The organism is Psychromonas sp. SA13A, from assembly GCF_011378715.1.
In the GTDB taxonomy this organism is placed as follows: domain Bacteria; phylum Pseudomonadota; class Gammaproteobacteria; order Enterobacterales; family Psychromonadaceae; genus Psychromonas.
Genome location: NZ_WTKU01000006.1, coordinates 109,505 through 122,876, shown reverse-complemented (window position 1 = coordinate 122,876; position 13,372 = coordinate 109,505). Strand labels below are relative to the sequence as shown.

Annotated in this window: 10 protein-coding genes; 4 read left to right on the top strand and 6 right to left on the bottom strand. The window is 37.5% G+C overall.

The window, feature by feature from the left end:
- Nucleotides 1-14: 14 nt before the first annotated feature.
- The gene (gene aceF, locus GQR44_RS07950; RefSeq protein ID WP_166371027.1) at nt 15-1,598 is read left to right on the top strand and encodes a dihydrolipoyllysine-residue acetyltransferase; all 1,584 of its coding nucleotides are present in this window, start codon (nt 15-17) and stop codon (nt 1,596-1,598) included.
- A gap of 106 nt (nt 1,599-1,704) precedes the next feature.
- Nucleotides 1,705-3,135 (top strand): dihydrolipoyl dehydrogenase, encoded by a 1,431-nt coding sequence (lpdA, locus tag GQR44_RS07945; RefSeq protein ID WP_166371024.1) that lies wholly within the window; start codon nt 1,705-1,707, stop codon nt 3,133-3,135.
- A 536-nt stretch (nt 3,136-3,671) separates the two neighbouring features.
- Here lpdA and GQR44_RS07940 read toward each other — a convergent pair.
- Entirely contained in the window at nt 3,672-6,476 is a 2,805-nt protein-coding gene (locus GQR44_RS07940) for a bifunctional aconitate hydratase 2/2-methylisocitrate dehydratase (protein ID WP_166371022.1), read from the bottom strand.
- Between the two features lie 838 nt (nt 6,477-7,314).
- On the opposite strand from GQR44_RS07940, the gene GQR44_RS07935 reads away from it, so the two are divergent.
- Nucleotides 7,315-8,148 (top strand): winged helix-turn-helix domain-containing protein, encoded by an 834-nt coding sequence (locus GQR44_RS07935; protein WP_166371020.1) that lies wholly within the window; start codon nt 7,315-7,317, stop codon nt 8,146-8,148.
- 192 nt (nt 8,149-8,340) lie between these two features.
- Nucleotides 8,341-8,703 (top strand): YacL family protein, encoded by a 363-nt coding sequence (locus GQR44_RS07930; RefSeq protein ID WP_166371018.1) that lies wholly within the window; start codon nt 8,341-8,343, stop codon nt 8,701-8,703.
- A gap of 143 nt (nt 8,704-8,846) precedes the next feature.
- Here the strand turns inward: GQR44_RS07930 and mgtE are convergent, their stop codons facing one another.
- The 5 genes from mgtE to GQR44_RS07905 form a co-directional block, all read right to left on the bottom strand.
- The gene (gene mgtE / locus GQR44_RS07925) at nt 8,847-10,208 is read right to left on the bottom strand and encodes a magnesium transporter (RefSeq protein ID WP_166371016.1); all 1,362 of its coding nucleotides are present in this window, start codon (nt 10,206-10,208) and stop codon (nt 8,847-8,849) included.
- A gap of 15 nt (nt 10,209-10,223) precedes the next feature.
- Entirely contained in the window at nt 10,224-10,499 is a 276-nt protein-coding gene (locus tag GQR44_RS07920; RefSeq protein WP_028867492.1) for an HPr family phosphocarrier protein, read from the bottom strand.
- A 6-nt stretch (nt 10,500-10,505) separates the two neighbouring features.
- The gene (gene rapZ / locus GQR44_RS07915; RefSeq protein ID WP_166371014.1) at nt 10,506-11,348 is read right to left on the bottom strand and encodes an RNase adapter RapZ; all 843 of its coding nucleotides are present in this window, start codon (nt 11,346-11,348) and stop codon (nt 10,506-10,508) included.
- Between the two features lie 16 nt (nt 11,349-11,364).
- A complete protein-coding gene (ptsN, locus tag GQR44_RS07910; protein WP_166371012.1) occupies nt 11,365-11,808 on the bottom strand; it encodes a PTS IIA-like nitrogen regulatory protein PtsN in 444 nt (147 codons plus the stop codon).
- Between the two features lie 94 nt (nt 11,809-11,902).
- A complete protein-coding gene (locus GQR44_RS07905) occupies nt 11,903-13,348 on the bottom strand; it encodes an RNA polymerase factor sigma-54 (protein WP_166371010.1) in 1,446 nt (481 codons plus the stop codon).
- Between the last annotated feature and the right edge of the window lie 24 nt (nt 13,349-13,372).

Sequence of the window (13,372 nt, the reverse complement as noted above, 5' to 3'; positions counted from 1 at the left end):
TTAGGAAAATTATTATGTCTGAATTAAAAGAATTTTTACTACCTGATATTGGTGCTGATGCGGCTGATATTACTGATATCTTAGTTGCAGTTGGCGATACCATTGCTGAAGACCAAGATGTATTAACGATTGAAGGCGATAAAGCGTCAATGGACGTACCTTCATCAGTTGCTGGTGTAGTTAAAGAAATTAAAGTAAGCGTTGGTGACAGTGTTTCTGAAGGTAACCTAGTATTAATCGTTGAAGTTGCTGGTTCTGCAGCTGCTGAAGCACCTGCAGCCGCTGAAACGCCAGCTCCTGCGGAAGAAGCTGAACCTGCAGTAGCTACTGCGACTGCTGTTAAAGAATTATGTGTGCCTGATATCGGTGGTGATGAAGTTGAAGTGACTGATATTCTTGTTGCTGTTGGCGATACGATCACCGAAGACCAAGATGTTATTACTGTTGAAGGTGATAAAGCATCAATGGACGTTCCTGCACCATTTGGTGGTGTTGTAAAAGAAATTAAAATCGCAACAGGTGATAAAGTATCTGAAGGGACTTTGATCCTATTAATTGAAGCTGAAGGCGATGCGCCTGCTGCTACTCCAGCTGCTGCCTCTGCTCCTGCTGAAGCACCTAAAGCTTCACCTGCTGCGGCGCCAGCTGCTCCTGCAAAAGTTGAAGTTGCACCTGTTAGCGCTGCGATTAAGGCTTCTCCATCGGTACGCCGTATTGCACGTGAGTTTGATTTAGACTTAAATGCAATCGCTGCTTCTGGTCCTAAAGGCCGTACAACTAAAGAAGACGTACAAAAATTCGTTAAAGCACAATTACAAGCTGCTAAAAACGGTGGCGGTGTTGGCGCAGGTGGTTTAGCTGTTGCTGCTTCACCTAAAGTAGATTTTGCTAAATTTGGTGAAGTGGAAGTTAAAGAACTTTCTCGTATCCAAAAAATCTCTGGTCCTGCTCTACATCGCAACTGGGTAACGATTCCACATGTTACACAGTTTGATGAAGCTGATATCACAGATTTAGAAGTGTTCCGTAAAGAGCAAAATGCAATTGCTGCAAAACAAGATCTTGGCGTTAAAATTAGCCCATTAGTATTCATGATGAAAGCAGTTGCTAAAGCGTTGGCGTTATACCCTAACTTTAACTCTTCTTTATCTGAAGATGGTCAAAGCCTGATCCTTAAAAAATACTACAACATTGGTATTGCAGTAGACACGCCAAATGGTCTAGTTGTACCGGTTGTTAAAGATGTATTAAACAAAGGTATTTTTGATATTTGTCGCGAAATTGGTGAAATTTCTAAGAAAGCACGTGCAGGTAAATTAACATCTAAAGATATGCAAGGTGGTAGCATGACTATCTCTAGCCTTGGCGGTATTGGTGGTACACAATTTACACCTATCGTTAATGCACCTGAAGTAGCTATTTTAGGTGTTTCTAAATCTGCTATGAAACCACAGTGGAATGGTAAAGAATTTGAACCTCGTTTAATGGTTCCTCTTGCGCTTTCTTATGACCATCGTGTTATTGATGGTGCTGACGGTGCACGCTTTATTACTGCTGTTAACAACTACTTATCTGATCTACGTACCCTGATCTTATAATCTTTGTTAACTAGGTCGGCATTTGTGCCGACCATTCATTTTACATTCATATAACATTTGAATAGACTATAAACCCTATTTTGAGTGTTCGTTTATTGAGGTCAACATGAGTAAAGAAATTAAAGCACAAGTTGTTGTATTAGGTTCTGGCCCTGCGGGATACTCTGCAGCTTTCCGTGCAGCAGATCTAGGTCTTGAAACTGTATTAATTGAAAAATATGAAACGCTTGGCGGTGTTTGTTTGAACGTTGGTTGTATTCCTTCTAAAGCATTACTACATGTGTCTAAAGTAATTGAAGAAGCAAAAGCATTATCTGAGCATGGTGTACTATTTGGTGAGCCATCAACAGATATCGATAAAATTCGTATCTGGAAAGAAAAAGTAGTATCACAGCTAACTGGCGGTCTACAAGGCATGGCTAAAATGCGTAAAGTAACCACCGTTAACGGTTGGGGACGCTTTACTGGCGCGAATACTATCGAAGCTACAAACCGTGAAGGTGAAGTAACAACAATCACTTTTGATAACGCAATTATTGCTGCCGGTTCTCGCCCTGTTAAACTTCCGTTTATTCCACATGATGACTCACGTGTTTGGGATTCTACTGATGCATTAGAGCTTAAATCAGTACCAAAACGTTTACTTATTTTAGGCGGTGGTATCATCGGTCTTGAAATGGGAACTGTTTACAAATCATTAGGTTCTGACGTTGATGTTGTTGAATTTGCAGACCAATTAGTACCTGCTGCCGATAAAGATATTGTGCAAGTTTATACTAAGAAAGTTAAAAATAAATTCAACATCATGCTTTCAACTAAAGTAACTGCTGTTGACGCAAAAGAAGATGCGTTATACGTTTCTTTTGAAGGTAAAAATGCACCTGCTGAAGCAAAACCTTATGATGCTGTATTAGTTGCTGTTGGTCGTGTACCTAACGGTCTTACTATTGATGCTGAAAAAGCTGGCATTAAAGTAACAGAGCGCGGTTTCATTGAAGTTGATAAGCAAATGCATACTAATGTACCGCATATCCATGCTATCGGTGATATTGTTGGTCAACCAATGTTGGCTCATAAAGGTGTGCATGAAGGTCATGTTGCTGCTGAAGTTATTGCTGGCAAAAAACATTACTTTGATCCTAAAACAATTCCTTCAATTGCCTACACAGAGCCAGAAATGGCATGGGTTGGTGTAACTGAAAAAGAAGCAAAAGAGCAAGGTCTTAACTACGAAAAATCAGTATTCCCTTGGGCGGCTTCTGGTCGTGCAATCGCGTCTGATTGTTCTGATGGTTTAACTAAGCTTATCTTTGATAAAGATACTCACCGTATTATTGGTGGTTCAGTGGTTGGTACTAACGCAGGTGAACTACTAGGTGAAATCGGTCTAGCAATCGAAATGGGTTGTGATGCTGAAGATATCGCATTAACTATTCATGCTCACCCAACGTTACATGAGTCAGTTGGTTTAGCTGCAGAGATTTATGAAGGTTCAATTACTGATCTTCCAAATGCTAAAGCAGTAAAACGTAAATAATACTCGTTTATTTCTAGCATATTAAAAAAGCTTGTTGCCTTAGGGTAGCAAGCTTTTTTTATGGGCGAAGGTTTTTCAGCGCTTTATCTCATATGGTTTATGCATTCCTGTTTTCATTAATGCTGTTTTCATTGATACAGAACGATATTGTAGTGTTTGATATTGTAATGACTGATAGTACCTTGATCGAAATATTTCAATAAGTTAGTAAGAGCGATTGCTAGAATCAGAACCTAATAGGCGTAATATAAGCGACTTTCGTAACGCTTTAATACAACTAGGTTATACAAACGCATTATACGGGCTTGGCTTGCAATAAGGTGCTTGACGGGCGAAGGTGATATGACGTTGGAAAATATGAGTTAAAGCGGTGAGATTGTTATTAATTTTATAAAAAAGGGCTACTTATTATGGTTGATTATAAGATTTCTCTTAATCAACCAAAATAAATAACCCATATTTATTTTAAGTATTTTAATTATTATTCAAGTAACTATTCAAATGACTGTTCAAGTTACTCTTTAATAAATAATATGTTACAGCATTCTAACAGCAACAGGTTTGCCAGTGTATTTAGTGTTCATCTCTTGTGCAGGTGGCACAAAATCAGTTAGGTTAATACCTTCTACTGCTTGTTTGTACTCTTCAATCGTAGGGAATCGACCTAATACGGTTGCTAGCACAACTAAAGGTGTAGAACCTAACAATGATTCACCTTTCTTCTCGCTAGTATCTGCTACCACACGACCTTGGAATAAGCGTGTTGATGTTGCAATAACAGTATCACCTGGTTCAGCTTTTTCTTGGTTACCCATACACAAGTTACAGCCTGGGCGTTCTAGGTACATAATATTTTCATATTTAGTACGCGCCGAACCTTTAGGGTTAGCGTCATCGAATTCAAAACCTGAGTATTTCTGTAAAATATCCCAATCGCCTTCAGCTTTTAGCTCATCAACAATATTGTATGTTGGTGGGGCAATAACTAATGGTACTTTAAATTCAACTTTGCCATTATGTTTTTCAATGTTGCGTAACATTTGAGCGATGATTTGTATGTCACCTTTATGCACCATACATGAACCAACAAAGCCTAAATCTACTGGTTTATTATTGTAGAAAGAAAGAGGGCGGATCACATCATGTGTATAACGCTTAGATACATCGTCATTATTTACATCTGGGTCAGCAACCATTGGCTCATCGATAGTATCTAGGTCAACAACTACTTCTGCGAAGTACTTCGCATTGTCGTCCGGTGATAAAGCTGGGTTTGTACCAGATTTGATTTCTTCAATACGTTTGTCAGCTAAAGCGATTAAACCGTGTAGTGTTTTCGCTTTATTTTCCATTCCCTTGTTGATCATTATCTGGATACGGCTCTTAGACAGTTCAAGAGACCCAATTAATGTATCATCCTGAGAAATACAGATAGAAGCTTTTGCTTTCATTTCTGCAGTCCAGTCAGTGAAAGTGAATGCTTGGTCTGCTAATAAAGTACCAATGTGTACTTCAATTACGCGGCCTTGGAAAACGTTATCGCCAAATTGCTTAAGCATTTGCAATTGAGTTGCGTGTACCACATCACGGAAATCCATATAAGGTTTCATATCACCTTTAAAGGTAACCTTAACTGATTCAGGGATAGGCATTGTTGCTTCACCTGTTGCAAGTGCAAGTGCAACAGTACCTGAGTCAGCCCCAAATGCGACACCCTTAGACATACGCGTATGAGAATCACCACCAATAATAATCGCTTGGTCATCAACGGTTATATCATTCAATACTTTATGAATAACATCGGTCATTGGAGCATATACACCCTCTGGATCACGGGCGGTGATCAGACCAAATTTACTCATGAAACTCATCAACTTAGGGATGTTAGCCTGTGCTTTACTGTCCCATACTGATGCAGTGTGACAACCAGACTGGTAAGCGCCATCAACAATAGGAGAGATTACCATTGCTGCCATTGACTCTAGTTCTTGAGAGGTCATTAATCCCGTTGTATCTTGAGAGCCAACGATATTCACTGTTACACGTACGTCAGAACCCGCATGTAGATCTGATTCTGAAGCAACACCTACTGCATTTTTATTGAATATTTTTTCAACTGCAGTTAAGCCTTGTCCTTCATGAGAAATCTCTTTAGAAGGGGCATAAACAGGTTGTAGTGGAACACCTAGTGTTTCAGCTGCAAAGTTTTGTAGTTTTTTACCAAAAACAATTGCGTAAGAACCACCGGCTTTCATGAATTCAACCGATTGCGGTGTGAATGCAGAAGAGATATCGACTAGCTCTTTATCACCGTTGTATAGTTTCTTAGTTTTGGTGTTAATAGTCAGTACGGTACCTGTTGCTACTGAATAAACTTCTTCTAATACAGGGTCACCATTGTCGTTAAGTACTGTTTTACCATCGGCATCGGTCTTTTTAACCCAGTTTTTAAGATCTAAACCGATCCCGCCAGTTACACCAACTGTGGTTAAAAATATTGGAGAGATACCATTGGTACCGGCTACAACGGGAGCAAAGTTTACAAATGGAATGTAAGGACTTGCTTGTTCACCTGCCCACAAAGCAACGTTGTTAACACCAGACATACGAGAAGAGCCCACGCCCATTGTGCCTTTTTCAGCAATCAACATTACTTTTTTGCCTGGGTATTGCTTTTGCAGTGCTTGAATGTCTGCTTGTGCTTCTGGAGATATTAAGCACTTTCCGTGTAGTTCACGGTCTGAACGTGAATGCGCTTGATTACCTGGCGATAATAAGTCAGTAGAAATATCACCTTCACCAGCGATGTAAGTAACAACTTCTATTTTTTCAGCTATTTCAGGAAGTTTGGTGTAAAAGTCTGCTCTGGCATAACTTTCAAGAATGTCTTTAGCAACAGTATTACCTGCTTTGAAGGCTTCCTCTAAACGGCTTGTATCTGCTTCATACAAAAATACTTGTGTTTTTAATACTTCAGCGGCGGGGTGTGCAACTGATAAATCGTCAGATAATGCTAAATCAAGAAGAACTTGAATTGAAGGCCCACCTTTCATGTGTGACAACAACTCAAAAGCAAATGTAGGGGTAATTTCTTCTACTACTGACTGACCTAAAATAATTTCTTTTAAAAACTCAGACTTAACACCTGCAGCGCTAGTTGTGCCCGGTAAGGTGTTATAGATGAAAAAATGCAGTGAATCTTTACGATACTCATTATTTACATCTTTAATTTGAGCAATTATTTCAGATAATAATTCAGCACCATCAATCGGCAGAGGAGCCAATCCAAGATCCTTTTTACGACTTTCAATTTCCTTGATGTACTCTATATATAGATTCATTTAAAACTCTCTCTAGCTATAATGTGCTAACAATATTGTCATCATTAGCAAGGACAAAATTCAGCAGTAGTTTACCTTATTTTTCTACTACTAAGAATCATTTGCTTAATTTAACATTAAATTAACATTAATCTTGTGATTTATGCCTGATAGAATAGACACTTATATTAATCTTATTAAATTATTACTCATTCCGTTAACGCTTTTCCTTGATCTCTCCTATGTGTATTTATTTTTGCTTATTGAATGGTAACGGCCATACATAATTAAAAATTTAATGTCTAAGAAAGGTACGATTTTACTATAAAAATGGCTCTGCTTAATGATAACTGCGCCGCTTATTTTCTTTTATTATGAACTATTAATAGTTATAAATGTGATTATTTATTGGTCATACACTAAGCATTTAAACAAACACCATGATGAAGCGGCTTATAAGGGTGTTTGTACTAATATTAGGGAAATTATTTGCTTAGCAACTGAGATAAAAAGGGATCAAATAAAAAGCTGATTTAGTAAAGCTGATACAGTGCTAGTGACTTGAAAGGCTGAGTTTTTAATATGGCATTCATACTATTTTTAGAATGAAAAAGCGTGCTTAGGTAACTAATTTGGTTTTTTATTTGCATGATATAAAACTTACCCTATAGTAAATGTTTATGATAAAATTATTACAAAATTATGATGATCATGAAATACGTTTGTGTTTTTATGTTAATTTGATAATATGTTTGAGATTCTATAAGAGATTGCTCAAGCAGTCCGAAAATTAAAATAAAAAATGGTCAAATCCACAGAGATTGGCATTTATATAAAACAAAAAATGGGTACTATTATTATGTTAGAAAAAAGTTTAGTTGTGGGTGAATTCCACATTGATACAAGCCAAAACAGTTTAATACACGGAAGTCGAAAAGTTTATTTAGGTCCATTGCGTACATCACTTTTACATTTTCTATGTAAAAACGTAAACACAGTGGTTACTCGCGAAGATCTTGCTCAACATGTATGGGGACGTCTAGTTACAGACCATACTATCAACCAACATATATCTCAACTACGCAAGAGTGTAGGTACTTTAAGTCTTCATGGTTTAAACATTTCTACTATCCCTAAGCGTGGCTACATTGCGCGTATGGAAGGGTTAGCTGTTTCTGAAAGTACAGTATCTCCAATGGCTCAAGGCGATTTAACTGCAAACGCGATTACAAATATGAAAGTATTAGTCGTTGAAGGTGAAGCTGAAGGTCGTATTCAACTGATTGAACAACTTGAAGCATTGAATGTTTCTTATGTTGAAGGTGTTGCTACTCGCGTAGAAGCAGAGCGTTCAATCGCCCTACAGGATTTCGATTTAATCATTGTTGATGCATTATTAGCTGATTGCTCTGGTATCGAGTTAATTAAATCAATTCGTACTGGTCAAACATCAGCATCTGCTGATATTAGCATCCTAAACTCTCACCACGACGTACAACGTGAGTTATTAGGGTTAAATAGCCTATTAGACGTTCAAGGTTTATTGTTAAAACCATTTGAATCAAACCGTTTGAAACAAATGTTGATGGTAGCAAGTAAATCTAATGTTGTTTTAAAACCACAAGCTGCTTATGAATTAATACCAACTAATGTTGTGGCAACTGCACAACTAAAGGTAGCAGTTAACTCTTAGTAGTTAACGTATATATAAAAAAAGCCTTTGCATCAGCAAAGGTTTTTTTTTGCCTAAAATATCATTGATATTCATTAACGACTACTATTACCCATCAAAACTATTAACTTATGGTTTCGCATAAATTTCCATGCAGCTATTCTAAAACTGTTTATACTTCTGCTATTAAATAAATCAAAAGAGATTAACGTAATGGAATTTGACTTTAAAAAAGACTATTTCAGTGATAAAGCGACAGTGAAACTGTCCATGGGTCATGAAGCATTTGGGACTTGGTTAGAGCAAGAGGGTCAAAAGAAAGACTGGGTAGAAACATTAATTACTGTGATTAAAAAACTACAACAACGTGAAATGAAAGAGTATAAATTAATAGGTAGTGAGTTTTGTTTATACTTAAATACAGAAGAAGCAAGTATCATCAATCATAGTTTACATCATTCAGAGTCTGATTTAGAGGATGCAAATGACTTGAATTTTTATGATCAAGAAATCCAAGCTGAATGTGGCTTGGAAGACTTTTTGAATTTATTAGAATCTTGGTTAGACTTTATCTGATCCTGTCATCGCTAAAAATGATAACAAATAGACAGTTATTTATTTCAACCATTTACTTTAATTAAAAAAGTAAATGGTTGTTTATTTCGGCTAAATTTTAAATCTTACCTTTTGAAGTTATATCGAATCTTTAAAAAATAGGACTAGTGGCGTAATACTAATGTAGCCATTCCTAAGAATGAGAATAGACCAATAACATCCGTTACCGTTGTTAATGCCATACCACCCGCTAATGCAGGGTCTATTTTATATTTATGCATCAATAGCGGAATACATACGCCCGCAACACCTGCAATTGAAAGATTGATGAACATCGCGCCAGCAATAATATAACCAACTTGCATATCACCTTTCCATAGAACAACCGCAGTAGCTACTAACACTGCCCAAATCATACCATTTAATAGGCCAATGGCGGCTTCTTTACCAATTAACCAGCGCGTATTACTACTACTTATGTGTCCAACGGCAATGCCGCGTATGACTAAGGCTAAGGTTTGATTACCGGCAATACCGCCCATACTAGGAACAATGGTCATTAATACAGCAAGTGTTGCTACTTGCTCTAAAGTGGCTTCAAACATATTGGAAACAGAAGCGGCGATAAAAGCGGCAATCAAGTTAACTGATAACCAAACCGTACGACGTTTAGCACTGGGTAAAATGGGAGCGAAGGTATCTTCATCGTCATCCATACCCGCCATACCCATCATTGAATGTTCTGCATTCTCTCGAATGATATCAACGACATCATCGATGGTAATACGACCTAGCAGTTGCTTATTATTATCGATAACGGGCGCTGAAATCCAATCATGCCGTTCAAATAGTTTTGCTATTTCATTTTCTTCCATTAACACTTGTAGTGGTTCAGTGTCATGATTCATCACATCGCTAATAATTGAGGTTGGTTCAACGGTAAGTAAGGTTGATAGAGAAACATCACCGAGTAATTTGTTATCAGTGTCGACTACGTACAAGGCATCCGTAGTATCTGGAAGTGAACCTTTTAAACGTAAATAGCGTAAAACCACTTCGATAGTGACATCGGGACGAACGGTTACCGTATCGGTATTCATCATTGAACCGGCGGTATCTTCTGGAAAGGCCAGAGCTAATTCGACTCGTTGTCTATCTTGAGCATCCATTTGCTCTAATACAGCACGGTAAACTGTATCGGGAATACCACGAAGGACATAGGCTAAGCCATCGGTTTCCATACCTTCAGTCGCTGCGACTAGATTATCGGTGCCCATTAAATTAATGATGCCATCTTTTGCATCTTCGTTTAATTCTTCGAGGATTTCCCCGTGTTGATCATGGTCAGTTAAATTCCATAATACTTTACGGTTAGCAGGGGGAGAGGACTCTAATAGAAAGGCAACATCACAGGCTGGCATTTTGTCCAAAATACTACGTGCTCGGACAAACATTCCACTATCGAGTGCTTTATTAACTTCTTTAAGTCGTAGCTGGGTATTATCAACCTTAGTGTTTTCCAGCATACGAACTCCTTTTTACTATTCTTCTTCTAAGAACTTATTTTCAATGAGTTCTGTGACGGCTTGCATCGCTTGTTTTGCTTCTGGGCCTTTCGCTTCAATTTCAATTTCTTGACCAAAACACGTTTCTAATACTAATAATCCTAAAACACTACCAGCATCAGCTTGTTTACCATTATGAGTGATGATAATTTGCGCATCAAAAGCATTGACGAGTTCAACTAATTTGATGGTTGCTCGAGTGTGCAGACCTAATTTATTTTGTATTGTAATTGTTTGCTTAATGATATCCAACAGGAATTACTCCTTTAAACATTTATGTTCAATTTGTACTTGGTATTTGTGTTTGAAACGGGCTGCTATTTGCTCTGTAACATAAACTGAACGGTGTCTACCACCGGTACAACCGATAGCGATTGTTACATAGTTTCTGTTGTTTTGTTCTAAATGTGGTAACCAAGTAAGAAACAAGTTTTCTATATTCGTGATTGTTTCTTTGACTAAAGGAAATGTATTCAAATAATCTTGGATCAGTTTGTCCTTGCCAGAATATTGTTTTAAATTCTTTTCCCAGTAAGGGTTAGGCAGAAAACGGACATCAAAAATATAATCAGCGTCTTCAGGGTGCAAGTGTTTAAACCCAAAAGATTGAAAAATCACTAATACATTGCTTTTACTAGAGCCTTGCAAGTAAATCTTAAGGTGTTCATTTAGGTTGTGGACGGAGAGCGAGGTGGTATCAATTGAAAAAGCGGCCAATGCTTTTAAAGGAGCAAGCATTTCATTTTCTAACTCTAAGGCCTGAGATAAAGATAACTTTTGCTTAGACAGTGGGTGTAAACGTCGAGTTTCGCTATAACGTCTAATTAATTCACTGGTTAATGCGTCGATATAGATAATTTCTAATTCGACTTTTTGTTGCAGCGACTCAATCAGTTTTTTTATTGCATCAACGTCAGAGGGCATATTGCGGATGTCTAAACTGACTGCTACTTTGTTATCTTTAGGAGCTACCGTATCAACTAATTGTTCTAATAATTGATACGGGACCCCATCAATGCAGTTGTAACCTAAATCTTCCAGGACATGGAGGGCAATTGTTTTTCCTGAGCCTGACCGACCACTAATAACAATTAACTTCATATGTTCTCCTAAAATTTTATAGGGTTAATAACTCAAATAGCTCTTCATTAGTCTTTGCGCAACGTAATTGACGCAGAAATTGCTTATCTAACAGCTTTTGGCTTATTTCTGACAGCGCAGCAAGGTATTCTTTACACAGATCCTCTGGAACAAATATAGCAAATAATATATCTACTTTGTTACCATCATATGAATCATAATCGATGCCTGATTCACATTGTAAAAATACAGCTGTCGCAGGGGAGTCGCTAGATATTTTAACATGAGGGAGAGCAATGCCAGAACCTACACCAGTAGAGCCAATTTTTTCGCGGGCAATTAAACTTTCGAATAATTCCTGAGCATCTAAATTTAATTGTTGTGCAGCAATAATACTGATTTTTTCTAATGCACCTTTTTTACTGGTGCATGCCGTTTGGCAGAAGACTGAATCTTTATTTAATAAAGTAGATATTTTCATAATATATTTAACTGTATTTAACGAACGCGCGAGTTTAGCAGGTTAGTATTAAATGACTATAGTTAATCTCATTTTTATTTGCATTGCTCACTATTTAAAGTAATTGTTTACGTTGGTTAGAAGGCGGAATACCTAAAGATTCACGGTATTTTGCAATGGTGCGTCGTGCAACCTGAATACCTTTTTCTTCCAATAATTGTGTTATTTTATTATCACTTAAGGGTTTATTTGTCGGCTCTGCTGCGACTAATTTTTTAATTAATGCACGAATTGCCGTTGATGAACATTCGCCACCACCATCGGTTGCGACATGACTTGAAAAGAAAAATTTTAATTCATAAATACCGCGAGGAGTGTGCATAAATTTTTGTGTTGTCACTCGGGATATAGTCGATTCATGCATTTCTACTTCAAAGGCAACATCATTTAATACCATAGGTTTCATGGATTCATCGCCATATTCGAAAAAGGCTTGTTGCTGTTGAACAATACAGTTAGATACTTTTAATAAAGTTTCATTACGGCTTTCTAAGCTTTTAATAAACCATTTTGCCTCTTGTAAATGACCTTTGATAAATTGTGAATCTGTTTTACTGATATTACCTTTACAAAGGCTAGCATATTGTTCATTTATAGATAAGTTAGGGTCACAATCTTGATTTAATGAAACACGCCACTGGCCGTTAATTTTCTTAACATAAACATCAGGCACTATATATTGCGTTTCACTGGTTTCAATGCTGTTACCAGGCCTCGGTTCTAGGCTCTGAATTAAGCGCATTATTTCAGATAGTTGGCTTTCTTTGAATTTGCTTTTTCTGGCTAATGTTCGATAGTCTCGATTACCGAGTAACTCCATATATAGCTCAAGAATTAAAATAGCTTCTTCACGCCAAGGAGTGGTAACGGGTAATTGGCGTAGTTGAATTTGCAAGCATTCTTGTGTTGAACGTGCGGCAACGCCTAGCGGGTCAAAATGTTGAATGCGCTTTAATACAACTTCAACTTCATCCAACTCTAAGCCTTCAAGATCTGCTTCTAAACTTTCTAAAATACTGTCACAACTTGTCGTTAAATAACCGGATTCATCAATGGAATCAATAATCGCCATGGCAATGACTTGGTCGGTTTCAGTAAAGGGAGTGAGTTGCATTTGCCATAACAAGTGATCCTGTAATGAAGTTGAGGACTCACCTTGGTAAACGGAGTCTTCACCATCATAGGCTACAGCATTGGAGCTAGTGCCTGTAATAGGTGTTGACGTGTAAGACTCTTCCCACTCTTTTTCTGCCGGTAAATCATCGGAAAATTCTTGTTGTGAGATAGCGTCAGAAGTATCAAGTTGGCTACTGTCAGATTCTTTGACTGTTTCTTCTGAGCCCGTTTGATCGTCTTGTTCTAAAAGAGGATTGGAATCTAGCGCGTTTTGAATCTCTTGTTGTAGATCGAGTGTTGAAAGCTGCAACAATTTTATTGCTTGTTGTAATTGAGGGGTCATCGCTAATTGCTGACCCATTTTCAATTGTAAACCTTGTTTCATCAAAACATATATTCCTAGAACTTA